Source organism: Pseudomonas sp. LY-1 (assembly GCF_053502595.1).
In genome coordinates this window covers 5,537,310-5,550,865 of the sequence record NZ_CP094353.1, presented here as the reverse complement: position 1 = coordinate 5,550,865, position 13,556 = coordinate 5,537,310, and the positions used below count along the sequence as shown (strand labels likewise).

At 59.5% G+C, this 13,556-nt stretch carries 15 protein-coding genes; 9 read left to right on the top strand and 6 right to left on the bottom strand.

The genetic code is table 11. The annotated features are described in order from the left end of the window. Positions 1–13 precede the first annotated feature (13 nt). Entirely contained in the window at positions 14–958 is a 945-nt protein-coding gene (locus MOQ67_RS25435) for a Nudix family hydrolase (RefSeq protein ID WP_253398477.1), read from the top strand. 115 nt (positions 959–1,073) lie between these two features. On the opposite strand, the gene MOQ67_RS25430 is transcribed toward MOQ67_RS25435, so the two are convergent. From MOQ67_RS25430 to MOQ67_RS25420, 3 genes are read right to left on the bottom strand one after another with little or no spacing between them, the layout of a single operon-like run. Continuing rightward, positions 1,074–1,652, bottom strand: a complete 579-nt coding sequence (locus tag MOQ67_RS25430; RefSeq protein ID WP_253398475.1) for a cob(I)yrinic acid a,c-diamide adenosyltransferase — start codon at positions 1,650–1,652, stop codon at positions 1,074–1,076. A 2-nt stretch (positions 1,653–1,654) separates the two neighbouring features. Further along, on the bottom strand, positions 1,655–3,691 hold the full coding sequence (locus MOQ67_RS25425; RefSeq protein ID WP_253398473.1) for a sensor histidine kinase: 2,037 nt from the start codon (positions 3,689–3,691) through the stop codon (positions 1,655–1,657). Between the two features lie 46 nt (positions 3,692–3,737). Then, complete coding sequence (locus MOQ67_RS25420; protein WP_448675682.1) at positions 3,738–4,655, bottom strand: putative 2-dehydropantoate 2-reductase; 918 nt, start codon at positions 4,653–4,655, stop codon at positions 3,738–3,740. A gap of 123 nt (positions 4,656–4,778) precedes the next feature. Here MOQ67_RS25420 and MOQ67_RS25415 point away from each other — a divergent pair, with 123 nt between their 5' ends. Next, positions 4,779–5,264, top strand: a complete 486-nt coding sequence (locus MOQ67_RS25415) for a YajQ family cyclic di-GMP-binding protein (protein WP_247401629.1) — start codon at positions 4,779–4,781, stop codon at positions 5,262–5,264. A 135-nt stretch (positions 5,265–5,399) separates the two neighbouring features. Then, entirely contained in the window at positions 5,400–6,242 is an 843-nt protein-coding gene (locus MOQ67_RS25410) for a mechanosensitive ion channel family protein (protein ID WP_253398469.1), read from the top strand. A gap of 191 nt (positions 6,243–6,433) precedes the next feature. Here the strand turns inward: MOQ67_RS25410 and MOQ67_RS25405 are convergent, their stop codons facing one another. After that, complete coding sequence (locus MOQ67_RS25405) at positions 6,434–7,732, bottom strand: OprD family porin (RefSeq protein WP_448675681.1); 1,299 nt, start codon at positions 7,730–7,732, stop codon at positions 6,434–6,436. 286 nt (positions 7,733–8,018) lie between these two features. Next, the gene (locus MOQ67_RS25400; RefSeq protein ID WP_448675680.1) at positions 8,019–8,303 is read right to left on the bottom strand and encodes a hypothetical protein; all 285 of its coding nucleotides are present in this window, start codon (positions 8,301–8,303) and stop codon (positions 8,019–8,021) included. Positions 8,304–8,475: 172 nt separating this feature from the next. Between MOQ67_RS25400 and MOQ67_RS25395 the strand changes: the two genes are divergently transcribed. Continuing rightward, complete coding sequence (locus MOQ67_RS25395) at positions 8,476–8,901, top strand: HIT domain-containing protein (protein WP_321848831.1); 426 nt, start codon at positions 8,476–8,478, stop codon at positions 8,899–8,901. Positions 8,902–8,904: 3 nt separating this feature from the next. Next, positions 8,905–9,111, top strand: a complete 207-nt coding sequence (locus tag MOQ67_RS25390) for a SlyX family protein (RefSeq protein WP_017847119.1) — start codon at positions 8,905–8,907, stop codon at positions 9,109–9,111. A 70-nt stretch (positions 9,112–9,181) separates the two neighbouring features. On the opposite strand, the gene MOQ67_RS25385 is transcribed toward MOQ67_RS25390, so the two are convergent. Then, positions 9,182–9,784 carry a cold-shock protein gene (locus MOQ67_RS25385; protein ID WP_276194623.1) on the bottom strand — a complete coding sequence of 201 codons (603 nt, stop codon included), beginning with the start codon at positions 9,782–9,784 and terminating at the stop codon, positions 9,182–9,184. A gap of 427 nt (positions 9,785–10,211) precedes the next feature. Between MOQ67_RS25385 and MOQ67_RS25380 the strand changes: the two genes are divergently transcribed. The 4 genes from MOQ67_RS25380 to aspS all read left to right on the top strand — a co-directional run bounded on the left by MOQ67_RS25380 (position 10,212) and on the right by aspS (position 13,497). Beyond that, a complete protein-coding gene (locus MOQ67_RS25380; RefSeq protein WP_104902566.1) occupies positions 10,212–10,685 on the top strand; it encodes a Dps family protein in 474 nt (157 codons plus the stop codon). Between the two features lie 181 nt (positions 10,686–10,866). After that, positions 10,867–11,208, top strand: a complete 342-nt coding sequence (locus MOQ67_RS25375) for a ribbon-helix-helix domain-containing protein (RefSeq protein ID WP_247401619.1) — start codon at positions 10,867–10,869, stop codon at positions 11,206–11,208. A 182-nt stretch (positions 11,209–11,390) separates the two neighbouring features. Beyond that, positions 11,391–11,612: an FmdB family zinc ribbon protein gene (locus MOQ67_RS25370; RefSeq protein WP_100938824.1), complete on the top strand. Its 222-nt coding sequence runs from the start codon at positions 11,391–11,393 to the stop codon at positions 11,610–11,612. A 109-nt stretch (positions 11,613–11,721) separates the two neighbouring features. Continuing rightward, positions 11,722–13,497 (top strand): aspartate--tRNA ligase, encoded by a 1,776-nt coding sequence (gene aspS, locus MOQ67_RS25365; RefSeq protein WP_247401618.1) that lies wholly within the window; start codon positions 11,722–11,724, stop codon positions 13,495–13,497. Positions 13,498–13,556 lie beyond the last annotated feature (59 nt).

Sequence of the window (13,556 nt, the reverse complement as noted above, 5' to 3'; positions counted from 1 at the left end):
GAGGATAAGCGCGGTGAAACGAGTGCATGTAGCAGCAGCGGTGATCCGCGGCGTCGACGGCAGAATCCTGCTGGCGCGCCGTGCCGATACCCAGCATCAGGGCGGCCTCTGGGAGTTTCCCGGCGGCAAGGTGGAGGCCGAAGAGTCGGTCGCCACGGCGCTGTCCCGCGAGTTGCAGGAAGAGCTGGGCATCCAGGTCACCACGGCGCGGCCGCTGATCAAGGTGCAGCATGACTATCCGGATAAGCAGGTGTTGCTGGATGTCTGGGAAGTCTCGGCCTTTACCGGCGAGCCCCATGGTGCCGAAGGGCAGCCGCTGGAGTGGGTGGCCCCTCGGGACTTGCTCAACTATGAGTTCCCTGCAGCCAATGCGCCGATCGTTGCCGCCGCACGGTTGCCCGGTGACTACCTGATCACGCCGGGTGAGCTGGAAACCGCGCCGCTGTTGTGCGGTATCCGGAAAGCCATCGCGGGCGGTATCAAACTGGTTCAACTGCGCGCGCCCAACGGTTACGACCCCAAGTACCGTGACCTGGCGGTAGACGCCGTGGGCCTGTGTGCTGGCAAGGCGCAGTTGATGCTCAAGGGGCCGTTCGAATGGCTGGGGGATTTTCCTGCAGCCGGTTGGCACATGACGTCGGCGCAACTGCGCAAATACGCAAGCAAGGGCCGACCGCTGCCGAAGGATCGCTGGTTGGCAGCGTCCTGCCATAACGCTGAGGAACTGGCGCTGGCGGAAATGATGGACGTGGATTTTGTCACGCTGTCGCCGGTGCAGCCGACCCAGACCCATCCCGATGCCCAGCCGTTGGGTTGGGAGCAGGCGGCAGAGCTGATCCGCGGGTTCAGCAAGCCGGTGTATCTGTTGGGTGGCGTTGGGCCGGCTGAGCGCGAGCAGGCGTGGGATGCTGGCGCCCAAGGTGTTGCAGGGATTCGGGCGTTCTGGCCGCAAGATTGATGTAGCGTTTGCTGGCCTCATCGCGGGCAAGCCCACTCCCACATTGGAAGGTGTTCACAAATCCAAATGTGGGAGGGGGCTTGCCCCCGATGGCGCCAGACCAGGCGCCGAATAATCAGTGGGGCTTCGACGCCGCCTGCCACAAAATCTCCGCAACACCCTGGCGCTTGGCTATCACCCGCGCCGCCACAAACAGCAAATCCGACAGCCGGTTGATATACGCCAAACTCACCCCTTCCAACGGTTCAAGCGCATTCAGGTGCTGACAGCGTCGCTCCGCACTGCGCGCCGCGCTACGGCATACATGGGCCTGGGCGATCAGTGCTGAGCCACCGGGCAAGATGAAGTTCTCCAGCGACCCGACCTCTTCGTTCCAGCGATCAATCGCTGCTTCCAACCGATCAACTTCTGCCGCGTTCAGTGCCTTGTACTCTGGCATCGCCAACTCGCCGCCCAGATCGAACAATCGATGCTGGCAAGGTGTAAGCACCTCGATGACGTCTTGTAAGCCTGGATGCTGCCCGCCGAGTGCTTCGAGATAAGCCAGCAGTAACCCCAACTGGCTATTCAGCGTATCGACTTCGCCGATGGCCTCCACCCGTGGGTGGTCCTTGGGCACGCGGCGGCCGTCGCCGAGGCCGGTTTCGCCCTGGTCGCCGGTACGGGTGTAAATCTTCGACAGGCGAAAGCCCATGGTCAGTGCTCCAGTTGGGTAAGTTCAGCGGGGGGCAATTGGCTGCCGGCCAGGGGCAGGCGCAAGGTAAAGCAGGTGCCTTGGCCCAGGGTGGAATGCACTTCCATCTGCCCTTTGTGGTTGTTGGTGATGATGAAGTACGACACCGACAGCCCCAGCCCGGTGCCCTGGCCGATTTCCTTGGTGGTGAAGAACGGCTCGAAGGTACGTTTACGCACGTTCTCGCTCATGCCGATGCCGTTGTCTTCGACCTGGATCTCCGCCCAGGGCGGGTTGAGGCGGGTGCGCAGGATGATGCGCCCCGGCTCACGGTCGTCTTCGCGCTGGTGAATGGCCTGCGCCGCGTTTTTCAGCAGGTTGAGCAGCACTTGTTCCAACTCGTTGGCGGTGCCCGGCACCGGGCCGAGCTGTGGGTCAAACTGGCGGATGATCGCCTGGCCTTTGAAGTCGAAGCCGATGGCCAGGTCAAAGTCGTTGCCGGCGATTTCCACCGCCTGGTCGATCAACGCTGGCAAATCACAAGGGGCCATCTGCCGGTTGCTGAGGCGACTGAAACTGAGCATGTGGGTGACGATTTTCGCCGCCCGTGCGCCGGCCTGCTGGATACCGTCGAGCAATTGCGGGACTTCGCGGCTTTGCAGGTAGCGGTTGACCGTCTGCAGTTCGATGCCCACCTGTTCGGCGTGTTCCTGGTTCTTGGGCAGGTCGGGGGACAGGCGGCGGCGGATGTTCTGCACGTTATGCAGGATCGCCCCCAGTGGGTTGTTGATTTCATGGGCCATGCCTGCGGCAAGGCCGCCGACGGAGAGCATTTTCTCCGACTGCACCATCATTTCTTCCAGGGACAGGCGCTGGGTGATGTCATCGATCCGGATCACCACACCGCGCCCGGCACCGCCCATCAGCGGATAGAACGTCAGGGCGTAATGCTTGGGCTCATCGTCCTTGACCCAGGTGACGCGCTCGATGCGCTCCACCGTGTGTTGCTCGACCGTGGCCTTGATCTGCGGCAGGTAGGGCTTGAGCGGTTGGAAGGCGAGGAAGATCGGCTGGTTCAGCGCTTCATCCAGCCGCGTGCCGGAAAGCGCAGTGGCTTCCTGGTTCCACTGGGTGACATAGAGCTGCTCATCCAGGGCGATCAGCGCCGAGGGCATCGAGTCGATAATGCTGTTCAGATAGTTCTGGAAACCGGTGAGTTTTTTCTCGATCTTGCTACGAACCTGGACTTCCAGCTCCAGCTTGCGGTTGGTATGGCGGGTCTCTTCGGCCAGACCCTGTGCCTGGTCGTAAGCCGCCTGAGCCTCATCGCGCGCCCGCTTGAGCTGCTGCTCGCGGGCCTCGATACGCGACAACATGGTGTTGAAGGCCTCTGCCAGGCTGCCAATTTCGTCACGGTTTCCACGGCCGGCGCGCAGGGCGTAGTTCTCTTCGCGGGTGACCTGGCGCGAGAGCTCTTCCAGCTCATGGATCGGCCGGGTGATCAGGCGTTTGATCTGCCGGGCGATGACCAGCCACAGCAGCACGCTGAAAATCAGGATGCCCAGGCTGGCTGTCAACGTGCCGGTGTAGAACGCCACCGGTAACTCACTGCTGGCGACCAGCAATAAATGCCCGGAAGGTTGGCCGGGGCGGGGCAGGGTGATGACCTGGTTGCTGCGAAACTCGGTGACGCGCCAGGCCTCGATATGCCGGTAGTTGTCCGGCAGATGCAGGCGGTCGCCGTGTTGCATCTGCGCCAGGCGATTGCCCTCCGCGTCGTACAACGCGGCGGCGCGCAGCGGCGAATAGCTGGTCAGCTCATTGAGCAGGGCGTCGGCCTTGTCGGGCGACTCAAGGGCTTCGGCGGCGAGCGCCGGGTTGGACACCAGTCGACCGATCGCCTGCAGCGCCTGGGGCGCCATGCTCTCCTGGGAGATCCAGTAGGCGGCACTGATAAAAGTCAGGTTGGCCACCAGCAATACGGTGGTCAGCAGCACCAACAGGGCGGCCAGCAGTTTCTGCCCTACCGGTAGGTTTTCAAGACGCTGGCGCAGTGGCATCAGGGGTTTCACAGGTAATAGACGAGTAGGCAGGGTAGCGCGTGCCTCAGTCGCTGGGCAATCCGCGTGCAATCAGTTGGTCGACGAGGCGCGTCTGCACCTGTTGCAGATGCGGCAGCGTCAACCGATGCCGAGCGGCGGCTTTGCAGGCATAGCCCAGCAGGTAGCTGATTTCGGTGCGCCGCGCACTGGCCACGTCCTGGAACATCGAGGAGTAATTGGCCGCCGTGGCCTGGATCACCCGTTCCACTTCCGTGTGCAGGTCCTGCGCTGCTGCTGGCTGGCCGCAGCATTCCAGCAACTCGGCCAGTTCGGCGCATAGGGTCGCGACTTCACACTGATGGGTTTGCAGGCCGCCATTGCAGCATTGGTACAGCACGGTCAGCGGGTTGATGGCGCAATTGAGTGCGAGCTTGCGCCATAGGCGCGTAAGAATGTCGCTGCTCCATTCGTGAGGAATGCCCGCGGCGCACAAATCGTCCAGCCACAGCGGGGCAGTGGGGTGACTGGCGTCCCCCAGCCAGGTGTAGCCGTGGCCGGCAAACACCACGTGCCAATCGCCGTCGCGAAATGCGCCTTCGGTGCTGGAGGCAAAAATGCAGCGGGCCTGAGGTAACTGCGCGGCGACGGCGTCCTGGCTGCCCAGGCCGTTTTGCAGCAGGATCAATTCGGCGCCCGGTGCGAGACGCGGTTGCAGTTGTGCGACTGCGCTTTGAGCGTCGTAGGCTTTGCACGCCACCAGTAAGCGATGAATCGGCTCGGGGCTGTCGGGTGTTTCGCCGAGTATCGGATAAGTGTGCGCTACGCCGTGCTCCACCAGGGTCAGCCCGCTGGCCGTCTGATAGCTGGCCAGGCGTGCCGCATCACGCAGGATCAGCTTCACCGGCACGCCGGCACGGGCCAGGCGGGTGGCCCACAGCGTGCCAAGGCTGCCGGCGCCGAGAATATGCCAGGTGGTCGACATCAGTTTGTGCTCCGTAGGGTCGCTCACAGCGAATAGGGCGAAAGAACCGCTATAATGCTCCGGCATTTTAGCTTGGGCGCGCTCCATCTCTACTGAGCCCGCCCCTTATATTGGAGAAATGACATGCCTTCGTTCGACGTGGTATCCGAACTGGACAAACACGAAGTCACCAACGCCGTCGAGAACGCCGTCAAGGAGCTGGACCGTCGCTATGACTTGAAAGGCAAGGGCAGTTTCGAATTCAAGGAAAAGGAACTGACCGTCAACCTGACCGCTGAAGCCGATTTCCAACTGGAAGCGATGATCGAGATCCTCAAGCTGGCCCTGGTCAAGCGCAAGATCGACGCACAGTGCCTTGAAGTCAAGGACGCCTACGCTTCCGGCAAGTTGATGAAGCAGGAGGCCGTCCTCAAGGAAGGCATCGACAAGGAGCTGGCGAAGAAGATCGTGGCCCATATCAAGGATGCCAAGCTGAAAGTCCAGGCCGCCATCCAGGGTGAACAGGTGCGCGTCACCGGCAAGAAGCGTGATGACCTGCAAGAGGCCATCGCGTCCCTGCGCGCCAAGACCTTCGACATGCCGCTGCAGTTCAATAACTTCCGCGACTGATGGCATTTTGGGGAACCTGAGGACGTTTTTGACGTCCCACGCCCCAGAAACCGCGCCTCACATTGAGCCCTTCCGGGCTCAATTGCGTAATGGGCACTCAATAACGCCGCACACCCGGTAAACAGGAGCATGTAGATGGATTTGAACGCTGAAGTGGATCACCTGATCAAGACCTCAGAATCGTGGTTGCCGATGATCATGGAATACGGCAGCCGGTTTTTGCTGGCAGTGGTCACCCTGGCCATCGGTTGGTGGCTGATCAACGTATTGACCCACCGTGTGGGACGTTTGCTGGCCCTGCGTAACGCCGACCTGGCGCTGCAACACTTCATTACCAGCCTGGCGAACATTGCGCTCAAGGTCATGCTGGTGGTCAACGTGGCCTCCATGATCGGTGTAGCCACCACCTCGTTCGTGGCCGCGATCGGTGCCGCCACCCTGGCCATCGGCCTGGCACTGCAAGGCAGCCTGGCGAACTTCGCCGGCGGCGTGCTGATTCTGTTGTTCCGCCCGTTCCGTATTGGTGACTGGATCGAAGCCCAGGGCACGTCCGGCACCGTCGACAGCATCCAGATCTTCCACACCGTGCTGCGCACCGGTGACAACAAGACCGTGATCATCCCTAATGGCAGCCTGTCCAACGGGCTCATCACCAACACCAACCGTCAGCCGACCCGCAAGGTGGTGTTCGATGTGGGGGTGGACTACGAGGCCGACCTGCAGAAAGCCCGCGAAGTGCTGCTGGAACTGGCGAAAGACCCACGGGTATTGGCTGACCCGGCGGCAGTGGCCGTAGTTTCGACCTTGGGCGATAGTTCGATCACGGTGTCTTTGCGGTGCTGGACCCAGACGGCGGATTATTGGGACGTGATGTTCATGTTCAATGAACTGGCACGTGATCGTTTGAAAGCGGCGGGGATCGATATTCCATTTCCGCAGCGGGTTATTCGCGTGATGCAGGAAACAGCGGCGAAGTAATGAAAGGCATTTGCACTTAACTTGGCTGACAGGTCAGGTCAAGTGCGCGAGCGTTAATCTCGTTAGTTAGCTTGCTAGTTATTTTGCTGCTGAAATAATACTGCAATAAAAAAGCCGCTCCCTTGCATGCAAGGGAGCGGCTTTTCATTTAAGGCCGAAGCCTTAAGTCATCGTTGTAATCGAACGGGCAATTACAAGATGTTCAGCGGGTATTGCGCGATCAGACGCAGTTCGTCGATAGACGACGAACCGTAGTACACGCCGTCAGACGAACGATAGGTGGCTTGACGGACGCGCAGGCTCAGGTCTTTTGCTGGGCCGCTCTGGATCACGTATTTGGCTTCGATGTTGCGTTCCCACTCTTTGCCGTTCGAGGTCACGGCGGTCTGGGCGCCGCTGCCGGTTACGTAACGAGTCATGAAGCTCAGGCCAGGAATGCCGAAGCTCGCCATGTTGATGTCGTAACGAGCCTGGTAGGACTTTTCGCCTTCGGCGTTGAAGTCGGAACGGGCAATGGAGTTGGCCAGGAAGACCGTGCCGCCGCCGTCTACGCCGTAGCCATAGTCGCCGTCGCCGGTAACCTTCTGAGCTGCCAGGGTGAAGGTGTGCGCGCCGATGGTGTACGCACCTTGCAAGCTGAATGCACGGTTATCAAGCTTGGTGGTTTTGTCGTAGTAGGCGCGTTGCTTGCCTTCACCGTCACTTTTCGTGTCGTAGATGTTGAAGTCCAGCGCGAAGGACTGATCTTCGCTCAGCGCATGGGTCCAGTTCAGGTTGCTGTAGTACTTACGGAAGTAATCTTCGGTTTTCGCGTAGTACAGGCTACCGGTGAACTCTGGGGTGAAGGAGTAGACGCCACCGACAAAGTCGGTCTTCGTCAGACCCAGGCTGTCATGGTAGGTCTGGCTCTGCGCTACGCTGGAGGTGAAGTGACCGCCTTCCAGTTTCAGGCCCTTGATCTCGTTACTGGTGATCGAGATACCCTGCGGCAGCTCCGGCAGCAAACGGCTGTCGTCGGAAGCGTACACAGGGGCGGTGGTGTACTGGTCGCCGATTTTCAGAACAGTGTCGGAGAGGCGGAACTTAACCGCACCGCCGCCTTTGGAGTAATCGTCTTGCGAGCGACCATCGGAACCGGTTGGGAACAGACCGGTACCGGCGCGACCCTTGCCGCTGTCGAGCTTAACGCCCAGCAGACCGATCACGTCAACACCAACACCGATGGTGCCTTGAGTGAAGCCCGATTGGTACAGGGCGTTGAAGCCTAGACCGGTTTCTTCGGCGCGGCTCTTGTTCTTGCCGTTGACTTTATCGTAGCCACCCAGTTGCTCATTGCGGAAGTCGCGGCTGAAATACAGCATACGGGTATTAATACCGAAAGTGCTGTCTTCAACAAAGCCCTTGGAGTCGTCCTGGGCGGACGCCATTGCGAACTGCGAGGTGCCTGCTGAAACAGCCAGGGCGATCATGCTCCACTTCATCACGCGCATCGTGATTTGCTCCTTTGGTTTTAGGAAGAGTACTGCCGTCCCACCTGTATTTTTATCTGGGCGGCTCTTTCTTTTTTTGTGTCCGCGTAAAGTTATATCACGCTGACTCTAATGACGATACTTACCCATCTTTCCTTTCAGCTTCTTTACGAGGCTGTCGTAAATTGCTAGATCCGTGTCGCAAATCCACAGTCCGAATGCAACCGGACTGACAACTTCAATGCTCTTTTCAAACCCCTTTCATAGTTTGAATGCGTCCTTGTTCCGCATTGACTCGCTGCTGTTCTTATCGCGAAACACCCGCTTCCTGAAGGGTGCCGTTGCCGACGATGTGGGTGTGAATGCAACAAGCGCGCCCAAACCGGTAACTGAATGTCATTTTTTCGTGAAAAGCCTTGCTGCGCTGTAAAAAACCTATAAGCACGGGCTTTTTACGCCGTTTTGTTTGCTCTTGACGGCCATGCATTCTCTTGCTCCGGTGGTGCATGAATCCCGTGCCAGAGAGAAACGTTACCGATTCACCCTCATGGGTGGGTACTTGGCGGATCTCTTTGATGCACGGGCGGGTCATTTTGGTGCATCCCGGTGAGGCCCGAGTTAGCGTAGCTCAATTATTCGCCTGCCTCGAAAGGGGGCAGGTTTTTTATCGGGATGTGCGTTGGCTTCTGCATTCGAAGTGAAGCCGCAAGCGTTCGAAGGTATGCTGGGCTCCAGAATCTGACCTGCCGAACGGAGTGCCCGCGGTGTTCGCCTTAGATCAACGCCTGCAACAAGACACACTGGCCATCGGGGACTTCCCGTTGTGCCGCCTGCTGCTGTCCAATGACTCGAATTACCCCTGGTACATTCTGGTGCCGCGTATCAACGGTATCAGCGAAGTGTTTCAACTGGGTGTCGCAGATCAACAGAAGCTGTGGGAAGAAACCACGGCCCTGGCGCAATTGCTGAGCGAAGGCTTAGTGGCCGACAAGATGAACATCGGCGCGCTGGGGAATGTTGTCAGTCAGTTGCATGTGCATGTGATCGTGCGCAAACGCGACGACATTGCCTGGCCTGCGCCAGTTTGGGGCAAGCACCCGGCGCGGCCGTATACGGAAGAACAAGTGGCTGCCATTCGTGCGCGGTTGCGCGAGCTGTTGCCTGCCGACTTCATCTTTACCCAGGACTGAACCATGGATCTGCAAGACCGCGTGACCGACCTGGAAAGCCGCCTGGCCTTTCAGGACGACACCATCGAAACCCTCAACGATATCCTGGTCACCCAGCAGCGGGCGGTCGAACGCCTGCAACTGCAGATGACTGCGCTGCTCAAGCGTCAGGAAGAAATGGGCGGCCAGTTCGAGTCGTCCGAAGAAGAAGCGCCGCCGCCTCACTATTAATAGCCGCGCCATAAAAAACCGCGATCCAGCCTGCGCCGGATCGCGGTTTTTTTTACTGCTTAGCCTGGAATCAGCGACGCGGCAAGGCGGCGATCACGTCTTCGGCTTGCAGGCCTTTGTCGCGGTTCATGACGGAGAATTCCACACGCTGGCCTTCGACCAGAACGCGATGGCCTTCGCCACGGATGGCCCGGAAGTGGACGAAGATATCGTCGCCCGAATCGCGGGAAATAAAGCCGAAGCCTTTGGACGTGTTGAACCACTTGACGGTCCCGGTATCCCGATTGGTCATGTCGTAGTTTTGCGACGCGGCCGTAGGGGACGAACGGTAGAAGCTGATGGCCAGGTGAAGAACGATGGCGACCAGCGCAATCACCAGGCTGAGCAGGATGGCCGGGTGGCCGCCGACTTCAGGCATGGGCGCCAGGAGGGTGAGGGTTTGTACGACAACAGTCAGCACCAGCAGCGCACTGACCAGGTTTTGCAGTTGATGACGCGTGCCTTTGTTCCAGTAAGGAATCACTGGCGCCAGCGTCAGGTTGAGAAGGCCGAACAAGGCCAGGTACAGAGCGTCATGTTGTTGCAGGTAAGGCAGGCTTTCAGGCTGCAGGCTCGGGATAAAGGACAGCAGCAAAGCTGCAACGCCCGTTAGCAGGTGGACGATTTTCAACATTTTGATTAACTCACGTTAAGACGGATCACAAGGAAGAGCTGACTGGCACGGTTCGCTTCTGAACAATGGGAGGCGTTGAGCACGTGCGCGGGTATCAGCCTATGCGCTGGCCGAAGAAAATAACGACAGCGACACGCTGCCTATTTAACAGCAAAGGCTGTGCCTACTCAAATCAAGCATTTCCGGGCGTTGCAAGGGGGCAGGGCATTTCTGCGTCAAACGCTTGTCCTAGACAGTTGCAGGCGTTTTGCCTGCTGTCGGGAAACTTCCTATAGCGCCCAAAGCCTTCACCGTCGCGGGCCAGCAAGGCCGAGCAGGGCGATTTGCCGCACGTCGCCTCGGTGCGTCGGGCTGCACACGGTGAGTACTCTTGCTAGAGTGGTCCGGCACCTGATCAATGAATGCTGTTCAATTGAAGGGGATAAACATGGCAATCGATATCGGTATCAGTGAAGAAGATCGCAAATCCATCGTCGACGGGCTTTCGCGTCTGCTTTCCGATACCTATGTGCTGTACCTGAAGACCCACAATTTCCACTGGAACGTCACGGGCCCCATGTTTCGCACGCTGCACTTGATGTTCGAAGAGCAGTACAACGAACTGGCGCTGGCGGTGGACCTGATAGCCGAGCGAATTCGTGCCCTGGGCTTCCCGGCGCCGGGTGCCTATTCGATCTATGCGCGTCTGTCTTCGATCAAGGAAGAAGAGGGCGTGCCCAGCGCTGAAGAGATGATCAAGCAGTTGGTGGCGGGCCAGGAGGCGGTTACGCGCACCGCGCGCGGCATTTTCCCACTGCTCGACAAGGTCAGCGATGAACCGACGGCCGACCTGTTGACCCAGCGTATGCAAGTTCACGAAAAAACCGCGTGGATGCTGCGTTCCCTGCTCGAAAGCAAGTAGACGTCGACCCCGGGTGGCGCCGTCCTGGCGCCGCTCGCTTGTTTCTCCGTGTTTCCTGGCGTTGTCCTACGACTATCAACTCCCCGTCTTCTGGCTGCCCCCGTCCTCCTGCTGTTTGATAGGCCCACCGTCCAATGGGAGAAACCCATGGACCGCTGTTTGGCAATGGAGTGTCGGCTGTATGTCACGTGGAGTGGGTAGTAGAGTGATGGAGACCTGTGGTTTTCAAAAGATAAACGTCGATCCCTTTGTCAAAGGGTTCGATATGGGGCTGGCGCGGCCGCTGTCCCGATCGGTAAGGCTCAATGGGTTTTCCACTTGCCTGCGGCTGGAACAGATCTACTGGAATATCCTCACGGAAATAGCCAGGCTCAATGCCTGTTCAGTCAGTGCGTTGTTGTCTTATGTCGATCGGGAAGTGCATTTGCGCTATGGCGGCGTGAAGAACTTCAGCGGGCTGGTCCGAGTGGTGTGCGTGGTTCACGTATTGAAAGGCCGTGCTTGCCTGTCAAACCCTGAGTAATCCGGAGGTTCCGGGGCCGGCCCAACGTGCACGCGGGCCGGGCCTCGGGCAGAAAGCCGGCTGCGCTGCCTCGATTTACCAGATATAATCCCGCGCTTTGCTGCTGCCAGCGCTTTCTGCGCAGTGCCCTCTGTCCGGAGGCAGGCGCGGCACAGTAACGATCTGATCGCCGAGACATCTCCATGCCCATGTACGACTATCAATGCGCTTCCTGTGGTCATCAGTTGGAAGCCATCCAGAAGATCAGCGACGCGCCGCTGGTCGATTGCCCAGCCTGCCAGGCGCCGCAGCTTAAAAAGATGTTGTCCATGCCGGGCTTCCGCCTGAGCGGCAGCGGCTGGTACGAGACCGACTTCAAGACCGGCTCGAAGAAGAATCTGGCGGGCGGCGACAAAGCAGACTGAGTTGAACTCTACGCGCAGGCTCCTGCATTATCCGTCCCCTGACTTATGTGCGGTGACTGAGGCCAAGCCTGCCACCGAATTTCGAATTACGAGAAGTGAAACCACTACCATGATGCGCAGCCATTATTGCGGCCAACTGAACGAGACCCTGGAAGGTCAGGAAATCACCCTTTGCGGATGGGTTCACCGTCGCCGCGACCACGGCGGGGTGATCTTCCTCGATATCCGTGATCGTGATGGTCTGGCCCAGGTGGTGTTCGACCCGGACCGCGCCGAGAGCTTCGCCGCCGCCGACCGCGTGCGCAGCGAATACGTGGTGAAGATCACCGGCAAGGTACGCCTGCGTCCGGCCGGTGCGGTGAACCCGAACATGGCTTCTGGCGCGATCGAAGTGCTGGGCTACGAACTGGAAGTGCTGAACGAGTCGGAAACCCCGCCGTTCCCACTGAACGAATACTCCGATGTTGGCGAAGAAACCCGCCTGCGCTATCGCTTCCTGGACCTGCGTCGCCCGGAAATGGCCGAGAAGCTGCGTCTGCGTTCGCGCATGACCACCAGCATCCGCCGCTTCCTCGATGAAAACGGCTTCCTCGACGTCGAAACCCCGATCCTCACCCGTGCCACTCCGGAAGGCGCGCGTGACTATCTGGTGCCGAGCCGTACCCACGCCGGCAGTTTCTTCGCCCTGCCGCAATCGCCGCAGCTGTTCAAGCAACTGCTGATGGTGGCCGGCTTCGACCGTTACTACCAGATCGCCAAGTGCTTCCGTGATGAAGACCTGCGTGCTGATCGCCAGCCTGAATTCACCCAGATCGACATCGAGACCAGCTTCCTCGATGAAAAAGAGATCATGGGCATCACCGAACAAATGATCCGCAACCTGTTCAAGGAAGTGCTGGACCTGGAATTCGGCGAATTCCCGCACATGACCTTCGAAGAAGCCATGCGCCGCTACGGTTCCGACAAGCCAGACCTGCGTAACCCGCTGGAACTGGTGGACGTGGCCGACCAGCTCAAGGACGTCGACTTCAAGGTGTTCAGCGGCCCGGCCAACGACCCGAAATGCCGCATCGCCGCCCTGCGCGTGCCTGGCGGCGCGAGCATGCCGCGCAAGCAGATCGACGATTACACCAAGTTCGTCGGCATCTACGGTGCCAAGGGCCTGGCGTACATCAAGGTCAACGAGCGCGCCAAGGGCGTTGAAGGCCTGCAGTCGCCGATCGTGAAAAACATCCCGGAAGCCAACCTCAATGTGATCCTCGATCGCGTGGGCGCGGTCGACGGTGACATCGTGTTCTTCGGCGCCGACAAGGCCAAGATCGTCAGCGAAGCCCTGGGTGCGCTGCGGATCAAGCTGGGCCACGACCTGGAGCTGCTGACCTGCAAGTGGGCGCCGATGTGGGTCGTCGACTTCCCGATGTTCGAAGAGAGCGACGACGGCAGCTTCAGCGCCTTGCACCACCCGTTCACCGCGCCGAAGTGCTCGCCAGAAGAGCTCGAAGCCAACCCGGCGGGCGCTCTGTCCCGCGCCTACGACATGGTCTTGAACGGCACTGAGCTGGGTGGCGGTTCGATCCGTATCCACCGCAAGGAAATGCAGCAAGCGGTATTCCGTCTGCTGGGCATCAACGAAGCGGAACAGGAAGAGAAATTCGGCTTCCTGCTCGACGCCCTGAAATACGGCGCACCGCCCCACGGCGGCCTGGCCTTCGGCCTGGACCGTCTGGTGATGCTGATGACCGGCGCCCAGTCGATCCGCGAAGTGATCGCCTTCCCGAAAACCCAGAGCGCTGCGGACGTCATGACCCAGGCCCCGGGTGTTGTGGATGCCAAGGCACTGCGCGAGTTGCATATCCGCCTGCGCGAGGCGCCGAAGGCTGAGTAAGGCCGCTGCGTGAAAGCGCGATAAGGTTTTACGCAGTCAAAAAGGCGCATCTTCGGATG

What these genes read in the sequence shown, in the direction of transcription:
- MOQ67_RS25370 (WP_100938824.1), top strand. Translation starts at nt 11,391, where the DNA reads ATGCCCATGTACGACTATCAATGCGCTTCCTGTGGTCATCAGTTGGAA.
- MOQ67_RS25375 (WP_247401619.1), top strand. Translation starts at nt 10,867, where the DNA reads ATGTCACGTGGAGTGGGTAGTAGAGTGATGGAGACCTGTGGTTTTCAA.
- MOQ67_RS25420 (WP_448675682.1), bottom strand. Translation starts at nt 4,655, where the DNA reads ATGTCGACCACCTGGCATATTCTCGGCGCCGGCAGCCTTGGCACGCTG.
- MOQ67_RS25410 (WP_253398469.1), top strand. Translation starts at nt 5,400, where the DNA reads ATGGATTTGAACGCTGAAGTGGATCACCTGATCAAGACCTCAGAATCG.
- MOQ67_RS25430 (WP_253398475.1), bottom strand. Translation starts at nt 1,652, where the DNA reads ATGGGCTTTCGCCTGTCGAAGATTTACACCCGTACCGGCGACCAGGGC.
- MOQ67_RS25380 (WP_104902566.1), top strand. Translation starts at nt 10,212, where the DNA reads ATGGCAATCGATATCGGTATCAGTGAAGAAGATCGCAAATCCATCGTC.
- MOQ67_RS25400 (WP_448675680.1), bottom strand. Translation starts at nt 8,303, where the DNA reads ATGACCCGCCCGTGCATCAAAGAGATCCGCCAAGTACCCACCCATGAG.
- MOQ67_RS25425 (WP_253398473.1), bottom strand. Translation starts at nt 3,691, where the DNA reads ATGCCACTGCGCCAGCGTCTTGAAAACCTACCGGTAGGGCAGAAACTG.
- MOQ67_RS25385 (WP_276194623.1), bottom strand. Translation starts at nt 9,784, where the DNA reads ATGTTGAAAATCGTCCACCTGCTAACGGGCGTTGCAGCTTTGCTGCTG.
- aspS (WP_247401618.1), top strand. Translation starts at nt 11,722, where the DNA reads ATGATGCGCAGCCATTATTGCGGCCAACTGAACGAGACCCTGGAAGGT.
- MOQ67_RS25415 (WP_247401629.1), top strand. Translation starts at nt 4,779, where the DNA reads ATGCCTTCGTTCGACGTGGTATCCGAACTGGACAAACACGAAGTCACC.
- MOQ67_RS25390 (WP_017847119.1), top strand. Translation starts at nt 8,905, where the DNA reads ATGGATCTGCAAGACCGCGTGACCGACCTGGAAAGCCGCCTGGCCTTT.
- MOQ67_RS25405 (WP_448675681.1), bottom strand. Translation starts at nt 7,732, where the DNA reads ATGCGCGTGATGAAGTGGAGCATGATCGCCCTGGCTGTTTCAGCAGGC.